Source organism: Roseibium algicola, assembly GCF_001999245.1.
GTDB classification, from domain to species: domain Bacteria; phylum Pseudomonadota; class Alphaproteobacteria; order Rhizobiales; family Stappiaceae; genus Roseibium; species Roseibium algicola.
On record NZ_CP019630.1, the window covers coordinates 4929819 to 4955444 of the forward strand.

General features: G+C 59.6%; 20 protein-coding genes. 10 read left to right on the plus strand and 10 right to left on the minus strand.

The features are described from left to right. Positions 1–320: 320 nt before the first annotated feature. Both B0E33_RS22810 and B0E33_RS22815 read right to left on the minus strand, forming a co-directional pair. The gene (locus tag B0E33_RS22810; protein WP_077292516.1) at positions 321–2192 is read right to left on the minus strand and encodes a putative bifunctional diguanylate cyclase/phosphodiesterase; all 1872 of its coding nucleotides are present in this window, start codon (positions 2190–2192) and stop codon (positions 321–323) included. Beyond that, on the minus strand, positions 2189–2506 hold the full coding sequence (locus B0E33_RS22815; protein ID WP_077292517.1) for a hypothetical protein: 318 nt from the start codon (positions 2504–2506) through the stop codon (positions 2189–2191). Before B0E33_RS22815 ends, B0E33_RS22810 begins: the two co-directional genes overlap by 4 nt. Positions 2507–3138: 632 nt before the next feature. Between B0E33_RS22815 and B0E33_RS22825 the strand changes: the two genes are divergently transcribed. Together B0E33_RS22825 and murI are read left to right on the plus strand one after the other, a co-directional pair. Then, complete coding sequence (locus B0E33_RS22825) at positions 3139–3951, plus strand: RNA methyltransferase (RefSeq protein WP_023000834.1); 813 nt, start codon at positions 3139–3141, stop codon at positions 3949–3951. A 9-nt stretch (positions 3952–3960) separates the two neighbouring features. After that, entirely contained in the window at positions 3961–4755 is a 795-nt protein-coding gene (murI, locus tag B0E33_RS22830; protein ID WP_062488354.1) for a glutamate racemase, read from the plus strand. 195 nt (positions 4756–4950) lie between these two features. Here the strand turns inward: murI and B0E33_RS22835 are convergent, their stop codons facing one another. After that, positions 4951–6747 carry an EAL domain-containing protein gene (locus tag B0E33_RS22835; protein WP_023000836.1) on the minus strand — a complete coding sequence of 599 codons (1797 nt, stop codon included), beginning with the start codon at positions 6745–6747 and terminating at the stop codon, positions 4951–4953. A 491-nt stretch (positions 6748–7238) separates the two neighbouring features. Here B0E33_RS22835 and rpsD point away from each other — a divergent pair, with 491 nt between their 5' ends. Then, positions 7239–7856 (plus strand): 30S ribosomal protein S4, encoded by a 618-nt coding sequence (gene rpsD, locus B0E33_RS22840; protein WP_023000837.1) that lies wholly within the window; start codon positions 7239–7241, stop codon positions 7854–7856. 87 nt (positions 7857–7943) lie between these two features. Here the strand turns inward: rpsD and B0E33_RS22845 are convergent, their stop codons facing one another. The 5 genes from B0E33_RS22845 to B0E33_RS22865 form a co-directional block, all read right to left on the minus strand. After that, entirely contained in the window at positions 7944–8432 is a 489-nt protein-coding gene (locus tag B0E33_RS22845) for a LysM peptidoglycan-binding domain-containing protein (protein WP_077292519.1), read from the minus strand. A 186-nt stretch (positions 8433–8618) separates the two neighbouring features. Next, positions 8619–9593: a TAXI family TRAP transporter solute-binding subunit gene (locus tag B0E33_RS22850; protein ID WP_023000839.1), complete on the minus strand. Its 975-nt coding sequence runs from the start codon at positions 9591–9593 to the stop codon at positions 8619–8621. Between the two features lie 28 nt (positions 9594–9621). Then, positions 9622–11733, minus strand: a complete 2112-nt coding sequence (locus B0E33_RS22855) for a TRAP transporter permease (RefSeq protein WP_167579588.1) — start codon at positions 11731–11733, stop codon at positions 9622–9624. Between the two features lies 1 nt (position 11734). Next, a complete protein-coding gene (locus tag B0E33_RS22860; RefSeq protein WP_077292521.1) occupies positions 11735–13390 on the minus strand; it encodes a sulfatase-like hydrolase/transferase in 1656 nt (551 codons plus the stop codon). 116 nt (positions 13391–13506) lie between these two features. Next, the gene (locus B0E33_RS22865) at positions 13507–14409 is read right to left on the minus strand and encodes a LysR family transcriptional regulator (protein ID WP_156912468.1); all 903 of its coding nucleotides are present in this window, start codon (positions 14407–14409) and stop codon (positions 13507–13509) included. 296 nt (positions 14410–14705) lie between these two features. On the opposite strand from B0E33_RS22865, the gene B0E33_RS22870 reads away from it, so the two are divergent. The 7 genes from B0E33_RS22870 (at position 14706) to B0E33_RS22900 (ending at position 21860) form a co-directional block, all read left to right on the plus strand. Beyond that, positions 14706–15689, plus strand: a complete 984-nt coding sequence (locus B0E33_RS22870; RefSeq protein ID WP_023000843.1) for a TRAP transporter substrate-binding protein — start codon at positions 14706–14708, stop codon at positions 15687–15689. Between the two features lie 65 nt (positions 15690–15754). Further along, positions 15755–16318 (plus strand): TRAP transporter small permease, encoded by a 564-nt coding sequence (locus B0E33_RS22875; RefSeq protein WP_023000844.1) that lies wholly within the window; start codon positions 15755–15757, stop codon positions 16316–16318. Continuing rightward, positions 16315–17595: a TRAP transporter large permease gene (locus B0E33_RS22880; protein WP_077292523.1), complete on the plus strand. Its 1281-nt coding sequence runs from the start codon at positions 16315–16317 to the stop codon at positions 17593–17595. Before B0E33_RS22875 ends, B0E33_RS22880 begins: the two co-directional genes overlap by 4 nt. Next, on the plus strand, positions 17592–18614 hold the full coding sequence (locus B0E33_RS22885) for a 4-hydroxythreonine-4-phosphate dehydrogenase PdxA (protein WP_077292524.1): 1023 nt from the start codon (positions 17592–17594) through the stop codon (positions 18612–18614). The genes B0E33_RS22880 and B0E33_RS22885 overlap by 4 nt, the downstream gene beginning before the upstream one ends. Before the next feature lie 13 nt (positions 18615–18627). After that, entirely contained in the window at positions 18628–19800 is a 1173-nt protein-coding gene (locus B0E33_RS22890) for an L-rhamnonate dehydratase (protein ID WP_077292525.1), read from the plus strand. An 81-nt stretch (positions 19801–19881) separates the two neighbouring features. Beyond that, a complete protein-coding gene (locus tag B0E33_RS22895; protein ID WP_077292526.1) occupies positions 19882–20793 on the plus strand; it encodes a dihydrodipicolinate synthase family protein in 912 nt (303 codons plus the stop codon). A 59-nt stretch (positions 20794–20852) separates the two neighbouring features. Next, positions 20853–21860, plus strand: a complete 1008-nt coding sequence (locus B0E33_RS22900; protein ID WP_023000849.1) for a LysR family transcriptional regulator — start codon at positions 20853–20855, stop codon at positions 21858–21860. A 51-nt stretch (positions 21861–21911) separates the two neighbouring features. Here the strand turns inward: B0E33_RS22900 and rhaI are convergent, their stop codons facing one another. Beyond that, positions 21912–23195, minus strand: a complete 1284-nt coding sequence (gene rhaI / locus B0E33_RS22905; RefSeq protein ID WP_077292527.1) for an L-rhamnose catabolism isomerase — start codon at positions 23193–23195, stop codon at positions 21912–21914. 153 nt (positions 23196–23348) lie between these two features. Next, the gene (locus B0E33_RS22910; RefSeq protein WP_077293561.1) at positions 23349–25451 is read right to left on the minus strand and encodes a bifunctional rhamnulose-1-phosphate aldolase/short-chain dehydrogenase; all 2103 of its coding nucleotides are present in this window, start codon (positions 25449–25451) and stop codon (positions 23349–23351) included. Between the last annotated feature and the right edge of the window lie 175 nt (positions 25452–25626).

The following is a 25626-nucleotide window of genomic DNA, read 5'->3' on the forward strand; positions in this document are numbered from 1 at the left end:
ACAGTCACATTTCCTAGCGTTCGAACATTGGTCAAAGGAGTGGTGCGGGACCGCTCCCGATGAATTCCGACATGCGTATACAATTGTACGCAATCAATTGAAAGCCCTCCGGAAGGCGAAGGGTGTGAAGTCCGCAGGTGTTCTAGCAAAGCCGCCGGAAAAGGCAATCAGGAGTGGAGGGAGTGGCAGCGGCCCGAGCCTGATTTGAACCGGGCAGACCGGCGTTCCGGCGGAGGTTGGCCGGCAGTTGCGGGCGATCTGCCGGAGCTTTCCGATCGGGACCGGAATATCCATTAGGCTGAAGGAAGGGACAGTCTGCGTCAGGCTGACTTGCGAACGAGGAAGCCTTGCAGGTCGGCAATGTTCATTGGTTTGCTGAAGGCATATCCTTGAACGTAGTTGACACCGAGCATGCGCAGCTTGTTGATCGTGTCTTCCGTTTCGACCCCTTCGGCAAGGGCTTCGATGCCGAGCCCGTGTGCCATGTCGACGATTGTCTTGATCAGCTTGAACTGCTCCGGATTGCTGGACAGCGGAGAAATCAGGGCCCGGTCGATCTTCAGAAGATCGGGTTTGAGCTTTGTCAGCGCGATAATCGATGCGTGGCCGGTGCCGAAATCGTCGATTTCTATTCGAATGCCGAGCTTGCGCAGGGCGTTGACGGTTTCGACTTCATCGTCCGACAGCGTATCGAAGAAGACCGACTCGACCAGCTCGAATGCGATTTCGGCACGGACCTTCGGCAGGTTCTGGATGTATTCGGCAAGTCCGGGTTCGGCCAGCCTCTGGTAGCTGACGTTGAAGCTCACCTTCGGAAAAACGACCCCCGTGCGTTCCTGGGCCAGGATAAGATCGATTGCTTTCGACATGATGTGGCTGTCGAAGGCAGCCGCCTTGCCCGCTTCCTGAACCGCGTCCAGGAAAGCTGCGGGACCCAGAATGCCCTGCTTGGGATGGTTCCAGCGGGCGAGCACTTCAATCCCGACAACAGCACCTGTCCGGGTGTCATGCTGGGTCTGGAAATAAGGCTCGAACTCGTCGTTCTCCAACCCGTAGAGGACCGCTTCGGCGGTTTTCATCAGATGCTGCGCATCTTTCTTCAGGCCCGGATTGAACATCACGGCCCTGTTCTTCCCGGCCTTCTTGGCCTCGTAAAGCGCTATGTCCGCGTCGACCATCATGCTGTCGAGCTTGCCGCCGCTTATGCTGGAATGGGTTACGCCAACCGAGGCGCCCACGCGAAGCTTGGTTTTCGAGACGACATGGGGGCGTTGCATCCAGCTTTTCAGTCCCTCAAGAAAATCGCTTTGCTGGTCTGCGCCGATCGCAGGTGACGCCACCACGAATTCATCGCCGCCAATACGAGCGATGATCGAGTTGACGGGAGCAATCGCATTCAGTCTTTCCCCCACCAGCACAAGCAGCTTGTCGCCGGCTGCATGGCCGACTGTGTCGTTGATGTTCTTGAAACCGTCCAGGTCGATCTGGAACAGGGTCATGTCGGGCAGGGTGCCGTCGTCCTGGTGCAGCTTTCCAATGGCGTGGCGAAGTCCGCGGCGGTTCAGCAGGCCGGTCAGGTCATCGTGGATCGAGCGATGGTGCGCTTCAAGCCTTGCGCTTTCCATGTGGTCGAGAAATCTCTTGAGTGAAGCGGCAATATAGATGCCCCCCAGGCAATTGATCGTTCCCAGGATGTAGTGGTTCATCAGATGCCACCAGGAATAACTGGAGGAAGGCCAGACAAGTTCCGGGTGGAGGAGCGTCAGCACCGAATGATGGAGTAGGGCGGCAACAGTGGTCATCAGCACCGATCGCCAGCAGACATAGGCAATGATGATCGACGTATTGATGAAATAAAGCATATGCACTTCAAGCATATACTCGCCATTGTGGATGTCGGAGGCGACGTAGAGCCCGAACATCCATGTGGAATTGATCGCGACGGTCACGATCAGCCGGGTGCGCAAGGCCGACGCGTCGGCCATGACGGTTGCCGTCGTGACGGTACCGATCAGGGCCAGAGGAAGGGCAACAAAAAGCACTGAGCCGCCGGTAAGATAAGATGCGATAACGGCTATTGCTGCAGCCAGCCAGAAGTACCAGACGAGAATCCAGCTCACAGCCTGGCGAAGCCGCTGCACGTTCAGTGCCGAAACATCGACCCAGAAATTATTCAGAAACGAAGGTTTCATTCGACCGGTTGTGCCTCCGATAGTCTGGGGCCGTGCTGGTCGATACCGCACAACCGGGCAAATTCGGCATTGAGCAGAAAGAGTGCGTTGGAAGATTTCAGACTTTGCGACTGTTGCGTGGATTGCGGAATGGCAACCACCATCCAGTCGAAAGGTCCGGGTGCTGCGATGGGAGCTCCGGTAAGCGCTACCGAAGTGAAGCTTTGTCGTTCAGAAAACCAGGGCGGAAATACAGCCACTGCCTGCAGTCCCACCGCACCGGCGTTCTTGGTCACAAGCAGCCCCGCACTGAACAGCACGGCAACGCAAAGCATTGAAACCGCTGGACAATAAGTCCGGAAGAGGATTGCAGATTTTCGCACGAAATACACCCGAATTGAAGCGTGAAAAGCAGTATCCCATGCACTTATTGAGGGTGTGTAAAGTTGATATTGTATCTTTCCTGCAATTTATCTCAAATATTAACAATAAGATTTTTGTGTGCCTGGGTAATATTTGCAGTGTTGTTTAATCGTAGGGGGAATCGCGTGATTTCAGGATGTCTGGACTTCCCGGCCTTCGGAAAGCGTTGGGTCATCCACACGCACATGTTTCAATCTCAGGCTTTGACGCTTTCCGGCTGCCAGATTGAGACTGCAGCTTCGGGAAAGTTTGCAAGTATCCGGTCCAGTTCCTGCGCATCGATCGACGTGTTGGGCAAAGCCGCAGCGACTTCTTTTATCGCGCTGTCCAGCGCCAGGTTGCGGTGCAGGCGAACCGACTTCCCCTCGGAAAACGAGAGACCTTCCGAGCAGTGGCGGAGATGCGTCTGACAAGACCAAGATGCACGGAACACAGACGGACCTCAAAAATCATCGTATTTATCGGAGGAATGAGGCCGACCGCAGCTGTGGTGCAGGCCTTTCGGTCTTTTCATCCGACGTTGCTTCCGCTAAATCCCCGCTTCATGAGCAAGAATGCACACATCAGAGACGAAGCCCGCGCCGTGACGGCCAAGCCGCCGGCGGTGATCCTTTGCGAGCCGCAGCTTGGCGAGAACATCGGCACGGCGGCAAGGGCGATGGCGAATTTCGGTCTGGTGGATCTGCGGATCGTCAATCCGCGCGACGGTTGGCCGAGTGAGAAGGCAAGAGCCGCGGCAAGCCGGGCGGATCACGTCATCGACAAGGTGCAGGTTTTCGACAGTGTCGAGGCGGCTATTGCCGATCTGCAATTTGTCTTCGCCACCACGGCCCGCTCGCGCGAAGTGCCCAAGCCTGTGCGGGGGCCGGATGAAGCTGCCAAAAAATCCGTCGAACTTGGAGAACAGGGTGCCGCGACCGGTTATCTGTTCGGCCGAGAGCGCTGGGGTCTCAACAACGAGGAAGTGGCTCTCGCCGACGAGATCGTTACGCTGCCTGTAGATCCGGATTTTGCCTCGCTGAACATTGCGCAGGCAGTGCTGGTGTGTGCCTATGAATGGCGCAAGACCGCGACGTCCGGCGCATTGCCCTTTATCCTGTCGGAAGAAGTGCATCCACCGGCGAAGAAGGACGAAGTGCTGCGTTTCTTCGAGCACCTGGAAGGGGCACTCGACAAGGCTACCTTCTTCCGTCCGCCGGAGCGGCGGCCGCATATGGTGCGCACGCTGCGCAACATCTTCCAGAAGGCGGAGTTGACCGACCAGGAAGTGCGCGCGCTGCGCGGTGTCGTGGCCTCGCTGGAAAAACGGGAAACGCGACCGCGCAAGGACAGATCAGGTTCAGGCAGCGAAGAATAGAGGCAGATCTTGCAGGGTTCGGGGCCGGTACTCTTTTTCGATTCAGGTCTTGGCGGGCTCACGGTGTTGCGCGAAGCGCGATATCTGCTGCCTTATGAGCCGCTCCTTTATGTCGCCGACGATGCGGCCTTTCCCATCGGCCGCTGGCCGGAAGCGGAATTGAAAGAACGGATCGTATCCCTTTTTGACGATCTGATTGCCGAACACGGCCCCAAGGCGGTGGTGATTGCCTGCAATACAGCCTTCACGTTGGCTGGAGACGCGCTGCGCGAGGCGCACCCGGATGTGCCTTTTGTCGGCACTGTTCCAGCAATCAAGCCGGCGGCGGAGCGCACCTCCTCCGGGCTGATCTCGGTTCTGGCAACGCCGGGCACGGTGCGCAGAACCTATACACGAAGCCTGATCGAGAGTTTTGCCAGCCAGTGCCATGTCCGGCTTGTCGGATCGGATAAGCTGGCGGAACTGGCCGAAAAACATCTGCGTGGCGACACTGTTTCCGACGCAGATCTTCTGCCGGAAATCTCTGACTGTTTCCTGGAGCAGGACGGCAAGCGGACCGATATCGTCGTGCTGGCCTGCACCCACTATCCGTTTCTTGCCAACCGTTTTCGCAGGATTGCTCCCTGGCCGGTCGACTGGCTGGATCCGGCGGAAGCCATTGCCCGCCAGTTGGTCCGTGTTCTGGGGGAGGGGGCCGCAAGTGAGCCTTCGCGCCATCTGCCAGACCGAGCTGTCTTCACCTCCGGTACGAAGGATGCGGGGGTGTCACGGCTATTGGCCGGGTTTGGCCTGGTGCTGGACTGATTGGCAGCGTAGTCGAACGGGCCTTTTTCCTTGGCCACCGGTCGCCCGGATCTTTCCGCGAACCGAGTCACACAGCAGCGCAAGGCATCATCCCGAACGTGCCCTCCTATGAGAGGTGCGCTCAGAGCCGTGTCCCGCCGGTCAGGTGAGAACGTGCAACGTGTTCCCTGGGAAGGGTAGAAGTGTGGCTTGGCCTCACGCAGCCAGGCATTTGACGGCCAGGCCGTCGTCGGAGCGTTTGGCTGCGCGCTTCAGTTCCATGATTTCGTGGTTGAGCGTATCGGGATGCAGCGTCAGGCCCTTGGGCAGGCTGAGGATCGATATGGAACACTGCAGCAGCGGGAACTGCCGCGTCGTGCCGAAGCGGTCCTGGGCTTCGATGAAGCCGCGTTCCCGGTGCTCGGGTTCATAGAAGCTTTCCACATCCAGGCGGAATGCACGTTTCAGCGCCAGCATGCGCGCAGCAACATCGGTCTGGTCGACATTCTGGAAACCGGCGAAGAAATCGTCCCCGCCGATATGGCCGTAAAACGTGCCTGACCCTGAAATATGGCGCTGCAGCAGTTCGCTGAACAGAATGATCGCCCGGTCACCCTGGCGATAGCCATAGGTGTCGTTGAACGGCTTGAAGTTATCGAAGTCGAAATAACACATGTGCCGGTCGTACGTGCCCTTGCGCCCGCTTTCGGCGATGAACCTGGAAATGGCGCCATTGCCGGGCAGGCGGGTCAGCGGGTTCTGGTCCTGCGCTTCCTGAAGACGCTTTTCGTGAATGATCTTCAGGAGAGACGTGGCAGACAGGAAACCGGCATAGCGGAAGTTCTCGGTGATGATGATGCCATCCGAATTGATCGAGGAGGCAAAGGTCACCAGCAGCATGTCCGCATTGGAATCAATGTCGGCGATCGGGCAGGCGCGCACAAAAGAGCGCAGCGGGAAATCGAGGGCCGCCTTGGCATCGTCGTCGTCCGGTGCGCCCGCATAAAGATAGGCTTTCAGGTCGCGTTCGTGGATCAGGCCGCGCGGCTCGTTGTTGGCATCCACAACCGGAACCACACTGGCCTCCTGGTTATGGACCACCATGTCGAGCAGGTCGTTCATGGAAGCGTTCGACTGGATGGTCGGTACCTTGATCAGCTCGTTGCGGATCCGGTCCAGCTCCTCCCGGCGCTTGCGGCCGACACCCGGCGCGCGCACATGGTCATAAAAGAGCTTGGCGGAAGAAGCTTCCTGGAACGGCTTGGCGACGAAGTAGCCCTGGATCAGGTCGCAGCCGGCTTCCCGGCAGGCCTTGAACTCGCTCTCCGTTTCAACTCCTTCGGCAATTACCCTTGCGCCCAGCACGTGCGCCAGGTTGGCCACCGTGGTGACAAACAGCTTGCGCCTGGCGTCGCAATCGATGCCGTTCAGGAAGAAACGGTCGATCTTGACGTAGTCGGGCGACATGTCGTGCAGCAGACGCAGCTCGGAAGAGCCTCGGCCGAAGTCGTCAAGCGCGATCAGGAAGCCCAACTGGCGCAGATCGTTGACGGCGTGGTGGGTAACGTCGGTGAAGGTCTGCTGGTGCCGCTCGGAAAATTCCAGGCAGATCTGGTTCACCTGCAAGCCGGCTTCCGCCACAAGGCCTGCCAGCCGCATGCGCGGATCGTTGTCCTGGCCGAGGTCGCGTCCATCCAGCTTGAAATAGAGTTTGGTGCCCTGGGCGATCTTCAACCTGCCGAAGCGGTTCATCGCCTTTGCGAGAAGATGGGCCTCCAACTGGGGCAGATATCCTTCGGCGTGGGCAAAATCGATCAGTTCGTCAGGAGATTGCGCACCGACAAGATCGCAGTTCCGGATCTGGGCCTCGTAGCCGTAAACAACACCGGTGCCGATATCGACGACCGGCTGAAGGGCATAATCCAGTTTCGCCAGCGTGTCCTTCGGCGTACGACAGAGCAAGCCGGGCGCTTCCGGAACTGTCTGAAGAACTGGTTGACGATTCGCTGACATTCTAGATCCTATTGCCGAGGTCCGGCCGATAAGCTTCCGTTGTTTGATGGGGTCTCGGAACAGTCCGTTGCACTGATATTATTCGCTATGGTTGCAACGGCGATTGCATAGTGAAAAGCTGCAATTAAAAATCTCTAAATGTATGCATTGTTTTCCCCATTTTGTGGACGCTACGTCATAAATTATGGCAATGAATTCCATCTGAACCGTTAAATATGCCTGCTTGTCCGACAAAATAAGCAGAATTGGCCGGGTTCGGCGGGTCTTTTCCGAAGCGGACCGGGTGCACGGATTGACATTTCAAGGCTCTGCCTGTATCTCCGCGCGGTCCGGCAGGCAATGTCTTCCGGATCTACGCACCCGTGGGCATCCGGCCGGCGCCGTCTAGCCGGGTCCCTGTCGATCTGACCTTTCCGTCGCAAGACGGGTTGTGACGATAAAGGAGGGCGCGTTTCCTTTTAAATAACAACGCGAATTCAAAGGAAACCGCGATGTCGAAGCGCCATAGCGTTAAGTACAAAATTGACCGCCGGATGGGCGAAAACATCTGGGGTCGTCCGAAGAGCCCGGCCAACAAGCGTGAATACGGCCCGGGTCAGCACGGCCAGCGCCGCAAGGGCAAGCTGTCCGACTTCGGTGTTCAGCTCCGCGCAAAGCAGAAGCTGAAAGGCTACTACGGCAACATTTCCGAAAAGCAGTTCCGCAAGGTTTATGCTGAAGCGTCCCGTATGAAAGGTGACACTTCCGAAAACCTGATCGGCCTGCTGGAGCGCCGTCTGGACGCCATCGTCTACCGTGCGAAGTTCGTCCCGACCGTTTTCGCAGCACGTCAGTTCATCAACCACGGCCACGTGAAGGTGAACGGCAAGCGCGTCAACATCTCGAGCTACCAGATCCGTCCGGGTGACGTGATCGAAGTTCGTGAAAAGTCCAAGCAGCTCGCCCTGGTTCTGGAAGCAACCCAGTCCGCAGAGCGTGATGTTCCGGATTATATCGACGTCGACCACAACAAGATGACCGCGACCTACTCCCGCGTTCCAGGCTTCTCTGACGTACCGTACCCGGTACAGATGGAACCGAACCTGGTGGTCGAGTTCTATTCGCGCTAATCAGCGCCGAATACGGTTTGACGGAAAGGCCCGCCTCTGGCGGGCCTTTTCTTTTTGCCGGCCTTTGTTTGAGGCGGATGCCGGGCGTCAGATGTCGTTTCGCGGTATTCGAAGAACCTGACCCGGGAAAATAACGTTTGGACTGCTCAGGATGTGCTGGTTGGCATCGAAGATCGGCTGATAGTCACCGGTGCCATACTGGTCTTGCGCGATCTTTGTCAGCGTATCACCCGACTTCACCGTGTAGGGCTGCCAGCCACCGTATCCCGCCAGGATCCTGGGGCCGAACAGGACAGGGATGACGACGGACGGGCCATTTTCGTTGCCGGTGTCGTCGGCCAGGGTCAGGAACAGGCGATTGAGTTGAAACTGGTTGGTGTCCGGGATATCGATAAATCCCTGAAACTGCTTGAGGCCGAGTGAGCCTACCTGGGTAAAGGAGGCATATTCGTCGTGTCCTTCGGAAACCCGAATGCTCAAGGTTCCTTCGAATGCGGTCGCATTGCCCGCGATCAGTATTCTTGATCCCACCAGATCAAACGGCTGTGGTTGCTGAATATCCAGAGTTACAGTCATATCAATACCTTCCGCGTAAAAAGTCTCAGGTATCTTCCGCTGCCCCCAGCCGGCTTTGACAAGGGTACAACGTTTTGGCGGAAAAACGATAGATGCAACTTTACCGGGGGTCTGCGCTCACGGCTGGAGACCCCCGGTCTTGGTGGATTTGCCCGGCCGCATTTCGTCGGTCAGGGCTAACGCCGGTTATTGAACCCCGATTTCCTTGTAGTAACGGGCAGCGCCCGGGTGGAACGTGGCCGTGCCGAGTGTCTGTGCGGCATATTCTGGCGACAAGGCCTTGGCCCAGGGGGCATCGGTTGTGATGCTGCCAAGGTTTTCCCAGAAGGCCTTGGTGATCCGGTAGACGAGTTCTTCGTCAAGGTCCGCACGCACACCGATCCCGACTGCCGTGTCGTTGGACATGACCGGACCGTCATTCACCTGGTTCTCGTAGAGACCTGCCGGAATTTCAGCCCGCTGGCGGAACTTGCCGAGGAACTTGTCGACCTCTTCACCCTGATCGTCTTCCGGCCCGATGAAGCGGACTGTCTCGGTTTCGGTGAACTGGATGAACTGCTGGCACGGGTCGATGCAGCCGTTGACATACATTTCCACCTTGCCGTCCAGGAAGGACTGGAAGCCGGTTGCCCAGTTTGCCTTGATGGCGTCGTAGTCCTCGCCGGCAACAAGTCCGGTGGTGGCCTCGATCCAGCCCTTGGCTGCGTTGTACGCACCGCCACCTTGCGGTCCGAGGAAGACCGTTGCACCTTCGATGTCATCCAGAACGGTGATGTCGCTGTCTCCACGAACGGCGAAGTGATACTGGCCGTAGGGGAACCACATCAGCACCTGCACATTCTTGGCAAGTTCCGGGGCTTCCGGCTCGTTCTTGTACATGGCCGCACCGTTGCTCATCAGGATGTGGATGGTGGGCGAGATCATGTACATGTCGAGATTGCCGCGAGCGGTTTCCATCTGGTGCAGCGTTGCCGCGCCGCCTCCGGCGACTTCGATGGAAACATCATCGAGCTTGTCCGTCACGATGTTGGCGAAGGTCGCCATGGTGATTGCCTGACCGAGGCTTGGCTCGATGGTCTGCATCTTGAGCGTGGTGTCTTGAGCCGACGCAGAGCCGGCCAGTATCAGGCCCGCAAGGGCTGTAAAGGCAAATCGTTTCATTCCGTCCTCCCGTGGAAAATTGCTCTTTTCATTGTGATGGATTGGGCGCGGCGGCTGGGCTCCGGTGCCGCATTGCGTGAAAGGCGAAGTCCGCCAGGATCAGAACCGCGGCTGCACCGGCAATGGCCACGTGCGGCACCAGAACCAGCAGGCCGAGGCAAATGCGCAAAATACGCTCCCAGTACGGCAGGCGCCCCCGGTCAAACCCGGCCAAAGCGGAAGCGATCGACCACATGGCAAGCGCGAAAGCGGCGATGATCCAGAAGAACGCTCCCCAGGAGACTGTCGCGAGATCGACCATCGCCTTGCTGTCCGGCGCGCCGGTGCCGAACCAGGCGAACAGCACCTGCAGCTTGTAGAGAACCGCCGGGTGATAGACGAAGACAAAGGGGATCAGGAAGCCGGCAATGCCGATCCGGGCGGCTTCGAAACCCGTGCGGATCGGGTCTGCCCCGGCAATCGGGGCGGCGGCAAAGGCGGCGAGCGCAACGGGCGGGGTAACCGTGGACATGACCGCAAAGAAGACCACGAACAGGTGCAGCGTCAGTTCGGGGATACCAACCGCATCAATGCCGGAAGAGAGCGCGATCACGATAATGAAATAGGTTGCGCCAGGCGGCAGACCCATGCCGAGCACGATGGCGCCGAGGGCAACGACCACCAGTACGAGCGGCAGCGGCCCGCTGGCGAGCTGTGTCAGCAACAGCGCAAGGCGACCGGCAAAACCGGACACCTGGATCAGGCCGACGATCAGTCCGATGGCCGTAACGATGACGACGATCGTAGCCGCCATGCGACCCGCGTTGACGAACGCCTGCCAGAGGCGTGTGCGGGACCGGAATTCGCTGAACAGGACCAGCGCGGAGACGATGGCGGCAATAAAGCCGTAGAACCCCGCCTTGGGTACGGACGGCTGGCTGAACAGGAAATAGGTAAGCACACCCAGTGGCACGACAAACACGAGGCACTGCACCCATTCCTTGCCTGTCAGTGGCGGCCGTTGCTCTTTCGGCAGGGCCCCGATGCCAAGACGCCGGGCCTCGAAATAGACCGTCAGGAAGGTGGCGAAGTAGAACATGATCGCGGGCAGGATGGCGGCCACAACGATGTAGCGGTATTCCAGCCCGATCTGTCCGGCGACGAAGAAGGCGACAACCCCCATCACCGGCGGCATGATCTGACCGCCTGTGGACGCGGCAGCTTCCACAGCCCCGGCAAAGGCCGGCTTGAAGCCGGACTTCTTGATGACGGGAATGGTCATCACGCCGGTGGAGACCACGTTGGAAATCGCGGCGCCGGAAAGCGTGCCGAATAGGGCGGAGGAGGCGACCGCCGCGTGAGCGGCACCACCGACGAGCCCGCCGGTGAGCCGGTTGGCGATCTTCAACAGCAGGTCGCCCGCGCCCGAAGCCATCATCACCGCACCGAAAACGATGAAGATCAGCACGCTGCCGGAGACGACCTGCAGGGGCTGACCGAACTGGCCACCGGTCTGGGCCCAGAAGTTCAACACCATGGCGCGAAGGCTCTGCCCGAATGTGGAGTCGGATCCGGCCAGAATACCGGTCCAGTCCGGCAGGTAGCCGCGAATGAAGAAATAGACCACCCAGAAGAGGCAGAAGGCGACGATGAAGCCGCCGAACATGCGCCAGGTCAGATAGAGCGTAATGGCGGTGGCGATCGGGAACATCACGAAGTCGATGGGGCTGGCGCTTGGCAGCGCACCGCCGTCAGTCGCGAAGATCTTCAGCATCCAGGACACAAAGGCGGCGAGCGCAAGCAGCGTCAGCGCCCAGTTGAGCCAGCGCCAGGCGCGGCCCCGGTGCAGTGTCAGCAGACAGATGGCAAAGGAAAAGACGATTGGCAGGCCGATGATCAGCCCGGTCGGCAGCAGGAAGGATCGTTCGAACGAGCGGTAACCAGCCCCAAGCCAGTGGTCGCGAAGCAGGGCGCGCTGATCGCGGCGCGACAGTTCATCGAAGCCTTGTGTTGTGGTCTCGATGAACCAGCGGACAAAATCCGTGATCGGGCCGGAGGCCGCATAGGTAACGATCACGAGCACGAAAAGCACGGCGAGACAGTCGGCAATCCACTTGTCGCTACGGGCAATGGCCGGGGTGTCGCCTGTTGCCGTGCTCACCTCAACGTCCTCCCTTTTCGGGCGAAACATGATCCTGCAGGGCAGGGCCGCGATAGGCCTCGGTCAGTTCCTCCGGCACTTCCGATCCATCCTTCAGGAACGGAAGAATACCGCGCCGGGCGGACTTGCCGCGCATGTCGGCGATATCGGCATCCGACCGCGTCACACGCTGCGACATACGCCGGCCCCAGCGGGCCAGTAGGTCGTACATGCGGGCGATCTCGGCCTCATGGCCGTCGGCCTTGGCCAGGTCGTGGAATTCTTCCGGGTCGTTCTCAAGGTCGAACAGCATCGGCCGGAAACCGCCTTCGGCATGGATCAGCTTGTAGCGGCCGTCGAACACCATGAAGAGACGGGCATCCCTGGTGGTGACGCCAAGGGAGGCGCACATGGGGGTGACGGAATAGTCGTATTCGCTGATGACCGCCTCTCGCCAGTCGGGCGTCTCCCCGCGCAGCCAGGGGCTCAGACTGCGGCCTTCCAGAATGTGACCGGCTTCGACCCCGCCGGCAGCTTCCAGAAATGTCGGGGCAAGGTCGATGGCTTCTACCAGCGCATCGCAGGTGGTGCCTCTTGTGGCATCGGCTTCGGATCGCGGATCGTAGACGATCATCGGGATCTTGACCGAAGGCTCGTGGAACAGGTCCTTTTCGCCGAGCCAGTGGTCCCCGAGATAATCGCCGTGGTCGGAGGTGAGCACAATCATCGTGTCCTCCATCCGGCCGGTCTCTTCCAGGTAGTCCAGGAGCCTGCCGAGCTGGTCGTCGCATTGCTTGATCAGGCCCATGTAGGCGGGGATGACCTTCCGGCGCACGTCGTCCTGCTGAAAGGCGGCCGCAATCTTGTTGGCCATGAAAGCCGCGTAGACAGGGTGGGCGTTGTCGCGCTCGACATCGGCGCGGATAGCGGCGGGAACGTGGTTCTGCCCGTACATGTCGTGGTAGGGCGCCGGCACGATGTATGGCCAATGGGGCTTGATGTAGCTGACATGCGCGCACCAGGGTGCAGTCGCCTGTTCAATGAATTCGATCGTGCGGGTCGTCAGCCAGGGTGTTTCGCTGTCTTCCTCGCGGATATTGGCGGGCTTGTCCGCATTGTCGAACATCCAGCCGGACGCCTTCTCGCCGTTTTCGACGCCGGCGTTGGCGAAATCCGCCCAGGGGTTCTCTCCCGCATAGCCGCGGGACTTGAGGTATTCGTTGTAAGGCGAACGTTTTTCGTCATAAAAGCCGTCCGGCCCTTCGCCCCAGAGCCCGTCGTCCCGAACCCAGACATCAAATCCGCACTCGGCCTGCCGGGCGCCGATGATGCTGTCCGGGGACAGCCCCAGCCGGGTCATGCCTTCCGCATCCACCTTCATGTGCGTCTTGCCGATAAGCCAGCAGTCCATGCCGGCCTTGCGCAGGTGATCGCCGAGCGTGTGTTCGCCGACCCGGAGCGGGTAGCCATTCCACTGTGCCCCGTGGGAGGACGCATAGCGCCCGGTGTAGAAGCTCATCCGGCTGGCGCCACATATAGGGGATTGCACATAGGCATTGGTAAAGCGCACGCCCCTGGCGGCAACCCGGTCAAAATTCGGTGTGTGCAGATAAGGGTGTCCCGCGCAGCTCAGATAGTCGAAGCGCAGCTGGTCGTACATGACGAACAGGATATTCACTCAGATGTCCTCCCAAGGTGCCGCTTCTGCGGCCTTCTTGGGGGGAAGACTAGCACTCCGGAGGTATATCCCTCAATTAACTCGAACTCATGGATATAACTTCAGGTTATATCCAATCATGTCTGGGGAGCGCAATTGCGGCCTTCTTCGCGAACGATGTCTGCAAAGGCGAGGGCCGCAGGCGTCAGCAGCCTTTCCTTGGTCCAGGTAAGGGCAATATCCACCGTCAGCATGCTCAGGTCGACAGGTAGCGCCGTCACGGACCACCGTTCCCTGACCTCGTCCACAATGAGCGATGGAAACGAACAGACGATGTCGGACTGTTCCAGAACGGACAGAATACTGAGGATCGAATCGGAGCGGATGACAGGGGCGGGCCCTTGCAGACCGTGCAGGCGGAAGAAGTCCTGAAAAAGAGGGCGGCGGCTGCTCGGGCCGATAACGGCCCATCGTGCGTTCAACAGGTCCTGCGGTTTTGACAGGTCCTTCAGGTAGGACTGCTGGCCCGCAAGGAAGGTCACCGATGTCGTCAGCAGCGGTTCGACATGAAGCCCTGCCTTGGGCTGTCCGTCAGGAGCCGGGCCGATGACGAAATCCGCTTCGCCCGACCTCAGCGCGTGAAAGGCCTTCGGGGCGTGGCCTCCGGTGATGTTCAGCTCGATGCCCGGAAACCGGTTCTGAAACCGGCGCAGCACAGGAGGAATGATCTTCAGTGCGGCGAGCGGCGACACCACGACCGAAATCATGCCGACATATTGCCCGCGTGACTGGGCGACATCTTCCGAAAGCTTCTGCAGGTCGCTTTGGATGCGGCGGCAGCGGTCGATGACGGTCTGGCCTTCCAGTGTCGGCACGATGCCGCTCGGCACCCGGTGAAACAGAACAACGCCGAGATCGCCCTCGATCTTCTTCAACGCCTTGGTGATTGCGGGCTGAGATTTCCCAAGGACCTTCGCGGCCGCGGCCAGGCTTCCAAGGGTCGCGACAGCGTCGATCAGTTCCACATACTGGGCTTTCACGCCAAGGCCTTCCGGTTGATTTCTGGCAGTGCCAGACTGTGCCAAAGTTCGGTTGATCAGGCTACAGAACGCTGCATTTAGGCTTGGGACAAGGGGTGGAAACCGCCGCTATCGGGCTTGCAGCAGGTGCTGGTACTTGCTCTCATGGTTTTCGCAACAGGTGTGATCAATTCCATTTGGTTATCGGTCGATCCTGTCTTCCCATTATTCTTGGCAACGGACTTTCACTAGGTTCCCTTAGGTGGGAGTTGACGTCCGTCGCCGGTCGTCGGTCCCGTCAAGTGGAGGAGACATCAATGAACAAGATACACAAGGGCCTTTGTGCAGGCCTGCTCGCGTCCGTCTTTGCTTTCGGTGCGCTGCCCGCGCAGGCCGAGACCTACATCGTTGCCGTTGGCGCAGCTTCCAACAGCTTGCAGGGCCGCAGCGCGCAGAAGTTTGCCGAGGAGCTGCAGGCGCGTCTCGGCGATGCCGACAAGGTCGAATTCTATGCCGACGCACAGCTGGGCGACGAGAAGGAGCTGATGCAGAAGCTGCGTCTCGGCACCGTGCAGTTCACCCTGATTTCGTCCATCATGACCAACGTGGCGCCGGAATTCGCCCTGTTCGACATGCCGTTCCTCGTCAAGGACCGCGAGCATCTGAAGGCCATCGACGCCAATCTGGTCAAGACGGAACTGGCGCCCAAGGCGGAAGCCGCCGGTCTTCACGTGATTTCGACCTGGGAAAACGGGTTCCGCCAGATCACGAACAACTCCCGCCCGATCAACACTCCGGCTGACCTGGACGGGCTGAAGATCCGTACACCGTCTTCCGAGTGGCGCGTCGCGATGTTCAAGGAATGGGGCTCCAACCCGACTCCGATGGCATTTTCGGAAGTGTTCGTGGCCTTGCAGACCGGCACCATGGACGGGCAGGAAAATCCGCTCACCAACATTGTCGGCGCCAATTTCCAGGAAGTTCAGAAGTATCTCAGCCTGACAGGTCACGTCTATTCGCCGACCTACCTGACGACGGGTGCCGGAACCTGGGGCAAGCTGCCGGAAAACGTCAAGACGGCCGTATCCGAAGTTGCAGCTTCGGTGCAGGACTGGTCGCTCAATGAAGGCGAGACCGCGGACAGGGAGCTGGTCGACAAGGTGCGTGCCGCCGGGGTCGAGGTGAACGAGGCCGACAAGTCCGCTTTCATCGCAGCGTCTGCGCCGATCTACGAAGCCTTTGCTGCAAAGGTTGAGGGTGGCGACAAGCTGGTGGGGCTGGCGCAGAGCCTTGCCGACTGATCAAACAAGACACTGACAAAACAGCCGGCCGGGTCAACCGGCCGGCAATTTCTCTGGGAGGAGCCATGATTGCTTTGTTCGAGCGCCTTTTGTTGCGCGCAATCGAGGCTGTCTGCATCGCACTTCTGCTCGCCTTGACGGGAGCGGTCATCTACTCGACGACAATGCGCTATCTGGGGGCTTCGCCGTCCTGGTACGACGAACTGGCCAGCGTGATGCTGGCGTGGTTGACCTACTTCGGCGCGACCTACGCTGTCTTCATGCGGCATCACATGTCATTTTCCGGCCTGGTGACTGCCATGCCGAGAGGGCTGGCGGTGGCTCTGACGGCCTTTTCGGAGCTGCTCGTCATCGCCTTCTTCGCAATTGTTGCCTGGTACGGCTATGCGGTTCTGGCGGTTGCCAAGTGGGATTCACTCCTCAGCCTTCCGTGGATGACGCTCGACATCGTACAATCGGTCATCCCCATCACCTCAGGTCTCATGATCATCGGAACGCTGCTGACGTTGCCACGCACGTTGCGCGACGCTGCCGCCGGGGTTGATCGGGAACACGCGGAAATCGAACACGCAATTGCCGAGGCTGAAGAAGAGGCCCAGGCCATGCACGCGCGGGAGGGCACGCGATGATCCTTCTTCTGACAACAATCGTCCTGATCGGACTGATCCTGATCAATGTGCCGATTGCCGTGGCAATCGGGATTGTCGCTCTCGGCGGGTTCGTCCTGACTTCGGGTACGGACCGGCTCTACGACATGGCCATCGCGCTCTATTCGGGCTCGACCTCCTTTCCGCTGATCGCCATTCCGCTGTTCATCCTTGCCGGCAACCTGATGAACACGTCAGGCATTTCCGTCAGGCTGATCAACTTTGTCACTGCTCTCATCGGCTTTGTCCGGGGCGGGCTGGGCATGGTCAACATCGGTGTTTCGATGGTCTTTGCCGAAATTTCCGGGTCAGCCGTGGCCGATGTGGCTGCCACCGGTACGGTGCTGATCCCGGAAATGAAGAAACGCGGCTATTCCCGGACGCTTGCGGCGGCAATCACCTCGTCTTCGGCGTCCCTTGCCATCATCATTCCGCCGTCCATTCCCATGATCCTTTATGGTGCAATTGCCGAAACTTCGGTGCTGAAGCTGTTCGTGGCCGGTATCGTTCCGGGCGTTCTCGGCGGCGGGCTGCTGATGATCGTCACCTATATTCTGGCGGTTCGCTACAACCTGCCGCGTGCCGAAGGCTTCGACCTTCGCCACGTTGCCAAAACCTTCCGGGAAGCATTCTGGGCGCTCACCATGCCGGTGATCATCCTGGGCGGCATATTCTCCGGTATCGTGACGGCAACGGAAGGCGCCGGGCTGGCGGTGCTGGCCGCCCTGGTGATCGGCCTGTTCATCTACCGGGATCTTGATGTCCGGCGCCTGCGCAAGACCATGCTGGAAGGTATCAGCCAGACGGGCGTGGTCATGCTTCTGGTGGCAACATCCGCCGCGCTCGGGCTGTTCCTGACGCAGGCCCAAGTGCCGCAGCAACTGGCCGCGCAGATCACCGAACTGACCACCAATCCCTTCATCGTGCTGGCCTTGCTCAACCTGCTCTTGCTGGTGCTTGGCATGTTCCTGCACGGGGCGGCAGCAATCATCCTGGTCGTGCCGGTGGTCATGCCGCTGGTGAATGCGGTTGGCATCGACCCGATCCATTTCGGCATCATGGTGACACTCAACCTTGCTATCGGTCAGCAGACGCCGCCGGTCGCCTCTGTGCTGATCACGTCCTGCTCGATTGCCAAGGCGGGCATCTGGGAAACGTCCCGTGCCAACCTGCCGTTCATCGGCGTGCTCGCCCTGATCCTGCTTCTGGTGACCTACGTTCCCCAGGTTTCCCTTGCTTTGACGGAGTTTATTCAATGACGAAGCCCAAACCGCGTTTGGTTCTGACCCTTGGCGACCCGGCGGGTATCGGCTCTGAACTGGTCGCCCGGCTTCTCGCCGAGGAGGAAGCCCGCCAGGCGGCGGATATCCTGATCCTTGGAGACGAGGCAGAGCTGAAAACCGGCATGGAGATCGCCGGTGTCCGTTTCGACTATCAGGTCGTCTCATCGGCTGCGTTGCCCGAGCAAGGGTCCGGGGTTCCGGTATTCCTGCAGGTTGGCAAGGCTCCGGAAGGCGGCTGGAAACGTGCCGAGGTGAGCGCGGAAGGTGGCGCACATTGCCTGGAAACGCTTGGCATGGGGGTCGACATGGTTCGGGCAGGCAAGGCGGATGCGCTGGTCTTCGCCCCGCTCAACAAGGCATCACTTCATTCGGCCGGCATGAGCCAGTCGGATGAGCTGCACTGGTTTGCCGACCGGCTGGGCCACAATGGCAGTGTCTCGGAACTCAACGTGATGGACGGTCTATGGACCAGCCGGGTGACGAGCCACATCGCCCTGCGCGATGTTGCCGACCTCATCACCGAAGACAAGATCATCGAGGCTGCACGGCTGATCCATTCGGCCTTGAAGGATGCCGGGTTCGAGAGCCCGCGGATCGGTGTCTGCGGCCTCAATCCGCACAATGGCGACAACGGCAATTTCGGTACGGAAGAAATCGAGATCATTTCGCCCGCAGTCGAACGTGCCAAGGCGCTGGGCCTGCCTGTGGAAGGGCCTTATCCCTCCGACACCATTTTCCTGAAAGCTGTCGCCAAGGAATTCGACGCCATCGTGACGCTCTATCACGACCAGGGGCAGATCGCGATCAAGCTGCTGGGCTTCTGGCAGGGGGTGACGGTGCAGGGCGGTCTGCCGATCCCGATCACCACACCGGCACACGGAACCGCCTTCGACATTCGCGGCAAGGGAACGGCCAATGTCGGCCCGATGCGCAACGCCTGGAACATTGCCTGCGCCATGGGAACGCGGCGCCGGTCTTCCCGAATTTCCAATTGAGTGGATCAGTCATATGAAAATCAAATCCGTACGCACGCGCGTCTGGACCTGGAAAGGTCCGACGGTCCCGCCGCAGGGCAACTTCTGCACCAACGCTTCCGATGCCTTGTGGATGAAGGGCGATGCCATGTCGTCCTTCCGCTTTCACCAGTGGCTGACATGTGAAGTCGAGACGGAAGACGGCACCATCGGCATCGGCAACGCCGCCTTGGCTCCCTCGGTCGTCAAGAAGGCCATCGACGACTGGTACGCACCACTGGTGATCGGCGAAGACCCGTTCGACTATGCCTACATCTGGGAAAAGATGTACCGGCGTAGCCACGCCTGGGGGCGCAAGGGGATCGGCATGACGGCTATCTCGGCCATCGATATCGCGATCTGGGATCTGATGGGCAAGCTGGTCGGCAAGCCGGTTTTCAAGCTTCTGGGCGGCCGCACCAAGGAAAAGATCCCGGTTTATTATTCCAAGCTCTACGCCGGGTCGATCGAGGCGATGCAGAAGGAAGCCGAGGAGGCAATGAAGGGCGGCTACAAGGCCTTCAAGTCCCGCTTTGGCTTCGGCCCCAAGGACGGCATGCCGGGCATGCGGGAAAACGTGAAGCGGGTCGAGGCGGTTCGCGAGGTCATCGGCTACGACAATGACCTCATGCTGGAATGCTACATGGGCTGGAACCTCGACTATGCCAAGCGCATGTTGCCGAAACTTGCTCCTTACGAGCCACGCTGGCTAGAGGAGCCCGTGATCGCGGATGACGTTGCCGGGTATGCCGAACTCAATGCTATGAACATCGTGCCGATTTCCGGCGGCGAGCACGAGTTTTCGGTGATCGGCTGTGCGGAGCTCATCAACCGCAAGGCCGTCAGCATCCTGCAGTATGATACCAACCGGGTTGGCGGCATCACGGCGGCGCAGAAGATCAACGCCATTGCCGAAGCTGCCCAGATCCCGGTCATTCCCCATGCGGGCCAGATGCACAACTACCATCTGACCATGGCCAACACGAATTGCCCGATCAGCGAGTATTTTCCGGTGTTCGATGTCGAGGTCGGCAACGAGCTCTTCTATTACATCTTCGAAGGCGACCCGGAAGCCGTGGACGGCTATCTGCAGCTTGACGACGATCTGCCCGGCCTCGGCATCACGATCTCGGACAAGCATCTCCAGCATTTCGACATTGCCGAGTGACCTTTCGGGTTTCCTGCTCCGGCCCGCAAACCGAGGCAGGAAGCTCATCCATTATCCTCAAAGACAAAAGCACGTAGCCCCATGACCCCTTATTCCGGTATCTGGCCTGTCGCCCCGACACCCTTTCACGAAGACGGTTCGCTTGATGAACCGGGCATGCGCCGCGTGCTGGATTGCCTTATCGACCAGGGCGCGGATGGCATCTGCATCCTGGCGAATTTCTCCGAGCAGTTCCTGTTGTCGGATGCAGAGCGCGAGTTGCTGACACGGCTTTGCATCGAGCATATCGACGGCCGCGTTCCTGTCATCGTCACGATCAGTCATTTCGCGACACGGATCGCGGTAGAGCGGGCGCAGCTTGCCAAGTCGCTTGGCGCTGCCATTGTCATGATGATGCCGCCCTATCACGGTGCTCTTTTGAAAGGGAACGCCCAGCAGACGTTTGATCAATTCGCTGCCGTTGGCGAGGTCGGCATTCCGATCATGATCCAGGATGCGCCCCTGTCCGGCGTCGACTTGCCGGTGCCGCTTCTGGTGAAGATGGCCCGCGAGATCGAGATGGTGAAGCTCTTCAAGATCGAATGCCCGCAGGCTGCCAACAAGTTGCGGTCTCTCATTGCTGAAGGCGGCCCTGCCATCGAAGGCCCATTTGATGGCGAAGAAGGCATCACGTTGCTGGCGGATCTGGACGCAGGCGCGCGCGGTTCGATGACCTCGGGGATGATCGTCGACCAGATCAAGCCCGTCATCGATCTCTATCACGCGGGCCAAACCGACGAGGCAGCAGATGCCTATGCGCGGGTTCTGCCCGTCATCAATCACGAGAACCGCTTGTGCGGCTGGCGCTCCTGCAAGGCGGCGATGGTCGAAGGCGGTGTCATCAAATCCGATTTCTGCCGGCATCCGATCGACCCGCTGCCGCAGCCGGTGCGCGAGAGACTACTGACGCTTCTGCGCCGGCTCGATCCCCTGGTTTTGCGCTGGGGGCAGTGAGGAAAACTCCGGGGCGATCAGCCGTCGTTTGATCCACCTAAAGACATGAGGCCGGGTATTTGACTGTCTGGAAAGGAAAAAATCCGGTATCGATTGAGACCGCCAAGCGGGTACGCCAACGACTGAGCGGATCGATCGATATGCATGGAACCTTCGACATGGCGATCCTGTCTCGCCTGCGGTTCAAACAGCTTGCCCTTGTGGCGAGCCTGGAAGTCACGACCAATCTGCACGAATCCGCGCGCGAGCTGAACCTTTCCCAGCCCGGGGCGACAAAACTTTTGAAGGAAGTGGAGGACACGCTCGGGGTCACGCTGTTCGAGCGTCTTTCCAGGGGAATGAAACCAACGGCCTATGGCGTGGTGGTTGCCCGGCATGCCCGCCAGATCATTTCCGAGACCGGGCGGCTGAAGGCGCAATTGTCGGCGATGCAGCGCGGCGAATATGGCAAGGTGCGGCTTGGCGCGATCATGGAAGCCTTGCCGGGGCAGGTATCCGAGCTTCTGATGAACCTGATGGAAACCAATGTCGGCCCGCAGATCAGCCTGATGGTGTCGACTTCCGACAATCTCATTTCCGCGCTCAACGAAGGTGCGCTGGATATCGTGTTGGGGCGGCCGGTGGAACATCTCGACATGACCGGCATTCGATTTGAACCGCTCTGGCAGGAGAGGCTCGCTGTCGTGGCGGCGCCGTCGCATCCTCTGGTGCCAAGCAAGCAGCTCAGTCTGGTGGACCTTGGCGATTTCAGCTGGATCCTTCAGCCAAGGCCCAGCCCGATGCGCATGTCGATCGAGCTTGCTTTTGCTCATGCGGATCTGCCCGCACCGCATTACGGCCTTGAAACGTCTTCGATGCTGATGACGACGCTGGCGGTCGGAAAAAGCGACATGCTGGCCGTTCTGCCGCAATCGGTTGCCGACTACTATCAGGAAAACGGCCTGATCCGGATTCTGCCGGTCAGGCTGGAAGAGCACATGAGCCGATACGGACTTTTGATCCCGAACAAGGATGAATTCGACCCGGAAGTCGAAGCCCTGGTCTCGCTCATTCGCGCCTCTGTCTGACCGGGAAGGGGGCCCCCTCCCGGCTGGTCTTTTCTGGTCAATACTCCTGGGTCAGACGATCCCGCCGCCAGCCCCGGAAACTTCCGGGCGGATCTCCGCGACCTTCTGCCGGTATCCGGCACTCCGGTAGGCCGCAACAGGGTCGATGGCGCCGCCGTTTTCCAGTCTTGCCATGGCCAGGATCGGCTCGACATCGGTGCGGAAAGCGGTTTTCAGCGTGGTCGTCGCCATCAAGGCGTCATTCGTGTCCTGAAAACCTTCCAGGGCAGACCTGTCGACCAGCAGTGCCTGGGCATAGGCGCGCTGCACCTCCATTGCGGAGACCATCAGGCTTTCGATGGGGTCGGTCACGTTGTGAGACTGGTCGAGCATATGCGCCGGGTCGAAGCCGGGCGCCTTCCGCGTTTCGGCGTCCACCAGTTCGTTGAACACCAGGAACAACCGGTAGGGATCGACGGAGCCCGTATCCAGATCGTCATCGCCATACTTGCTGTCGTTGAAGTGGAAACCACCGAGCTTGCCGAACTGGATCAGCCGGGCAACGATCATCTCGATATTGGCGTTGGGGGCATGGTGGCCGAGATCGACAAGGCAGTAGGCCTTCTCGCCCAGTTCCTGCGCGATCATGTAGTTGGTTCCCCAGTCCTGCACCACGGTGGAATAGAAAGCCGGCTCATACATCTTGTGCTCGGTGAACAGCCGCCAGTCGTCCGGCAGTTCCGCATAAATGGCTTTTGCCGCATCCAGATACCGCTCGAACTGACGTGTGAAGTTGGCCTGGCCGGGAAAGTTCGATCCGTCGCCGATCCAGATGGTCAGGGCCCTGGAGCCGATGGCCTTGCCGATCTCGATGCATTCCAGATTGTGCTCGACAGCCTGCCTGCGCGTGCCGGCATCCGTATGGCTGAGCGAGCCGAACTTGTAGGAAAGAGGCTGACCGTCCTGATCCTGAAAGGTGTTGGAGTTCATGGCGTCAAAGCCAAGCCCGAGCGAACTTGCCTTGGCCTTCAGCTCTGCCGGGTCGGCCTTGTCCCAGGGAATGTGCAGCGAAACGTTTGGTGTTGCGCGGGTAAGCTGCTGGATGACGCTGCAATCTTCCAGCTTGTCGAAGATATGGCGTGGTTCGCCCTTGCCGGGAAACCGCGCAAAGCGCGTGCCGCCGGTGCCGACACCCCATGACGGCACCGCGACGCCATAGGCGGCGACCTTCGCCTTGATGGCATCGATGGAGACGCCGCGCCGGTCGAGCCTTTCACCCAGGGTTTCATAGTCACGCTTCAGGTCGGCTGTGCGGGTCTCGTTTTCCCCGGCGACCAGCGATGTGTCGATCATCATGAGAAGATCCTTTCCTGCCCGAAGAACCTCATCCTGAGGAGGGCCGCGAGGCCCGTCTCGAAGGATGGGCCGCTTGTCTGGAGTATGCCGCCCATCCTTCGAGACAGCGCTTCGCGCTTCCTCAGGATGAGGTCTGCTTTGTGGATGTGACGTTTACCGCGTGAAAGCCTGAACGTTGCCGGCGTCGACGTTGATGATGTTCCCGGTCGACTTGGCGGAAAACTCGGAGGCGAAAAAGTAGGTTGCCTCGGCGATGTCTTCCGGCAGCACGGACAGTTTCAGCAGCGAGCGCTGGCGGTAGTGTTCCTCCAGCTCCGACGTGTCCTTGCCGTAGGCTTCGGCGCGTTCCTTCAGCCAGTCACCGGACCAGATCTTGGACCCGCGCAAGACAGCGTCCGGATTGACCACATTGACACGGATCCCCTCCGGAGCACCTTCCAGGGCAAGGCAGCGGGCAAGGTGCAGTTCGGAAGCCTTGGCTGTGCAATAGGCACTGGCACCGGGAGACGCGGCGAGGCCGTTCTTCGATCCGATGAAAACGATGGAGCCGCCGACCCCTTGCGTCTTCATCACCTTGAAGGCCTCACGGGACACCAGGAAATAACCGGTCGACAGGATCGACATGTTCCGGTTCCACAGGTCGAGCGTGGTGTCCTCGATCGGGGCGGAAGACGCGATGCCGGCGTTGGATACGAGAATGTCGACTCCGCCGAATTCAAGTGCAGCTCTGGCAAAGCTGTCTGCCACGGCGTCTTCGCTGGTGACATCCATCGTCACCGTGCGCACGACGTCCCTGGAATAGCGGGCGGTGAGATTGTCGGCGGCGGCCCCGAGTGCGTCCGCGTCGATGTCGGCCAGCACCACGCAGGCGCCTTCGCGCAGAAAGCGTTCAGCGGTGGCCGAGCCGATGCCGCCGGCACCGCCGGTGACCAGCGCGATCTTGCCTGCAAGGCTTTTGGGTTTGGGCATGCGCTGCAGCTTGGCTTCTTCAAGAAGCCAGTATTCGATGTCGAAGGCTTCCTGTTCCGGCAGGCCGCGGTAGGTGGAAACGCTGGAAGCGCCGCGCATGACGTTGATGGCGTTGGTGTAGAACTCGCCTGAAATGCGTGCCGTCGCCTTGTCCTTGGCGAAGGTGATCATGCCAACGCCCGGCACCAGGTAGACAACGGCGTTCGGGTCGCGAAGGGCGGGGCTGTGGTCGTGCTTGCAACGGTCATAATAGGCCGCATAGTCGTCACGGTAAGCTTCTGCAGCCTGACCGAGCCCGGCAAGCGTTGCCTCGATGTCCGCGGTCGCGGGATCGAAATCAACCACGAGCGGGCGGATCTTGGTGCGCAGGAAATGATCCGGGCAGCTTGTGCCGAGGGCGGCAAGGGCTTCCATGTCATTGGCGCAGACGAATTCCAGCACAGCGTCGCTGTCGTCGAAATGACCGACCATATGCTGCTTGCCGGAGACCATCCCCCGGATTGCAGGCATCAGGCGGGCAGCAACGGCACGCCGGTCCGACGGAGCCAGGGCGCGGTGTTTCGAGCCGCCGAAAGCATCTTTTCCTGCCGTCTTTTCCTCAAACCAGGCAATCGCCTTGTTGATGATTTCCAGTGTGGTTTCGTAGCAGGTCCTGGCGTCGTCAGCCCAGGTGAAAAGGCCGTGGCTTTCCAGGACGACACCTCGGGCCTCCGGATTTTCCAGGCAGAATTTTTCCAGCCACAGACCCAGTTCATAGCCCGGTCGCTTCCAGGGAAGCCAGCCGATGTCGGCGCCAAAGATTTCCTGCGTGATTGCCTTGCTGTCGCTTGCCGCTGCAATGGCGATGATTGCGTCCGGATGCATATGGTCGACATGGCTTTTCGGCACATAGGCATGAAGCGGCGTATCGATGGAGGCGGCGCGCGGGTTCAGGTTGAAGGTGCAATGGGGCAGGCAGGCGACCATCTCGTCTTCAAACTCGACGCCGCGATAAAGCCCTTTAAGTGCCCGCAGCTTGTCCATGTAGAGTGTTGCAAAACCATCCATCTTGATGGTGCCGACATCGCCTCCGGAGCCCTTGACCCACAGTACCTCGACCTGTTCGCCGGTGAGGGGATCCTTCTCCATCGCCTTGGCGGAGGTGTTGCCGCCACCATAGTTGGTGATGCGCTTGTCGGAGCCCAGGAGGTTGGAGCGATAGAGCAGCAGCTCCGCTTCGCTCATGCCGGAAGCCTTCTGGTCATCCCACAGGTTTGCAAGCCGGGAACCGGCAGCGGAATTCAACATCTTTTCCTCCCAGGTAAGCCTGACGGCTTGCGTCTCGTTGTCTAGAAACTCGCTTGAACGGATCAGGTTGTCAATCAAAAACGATCAATATCGATCATATTGCGCTGCAAAATGATCATTTTTGATTTTTTATGATTGACATTGACCGGTGTTGGTGGAAACGTTTGATCAATGG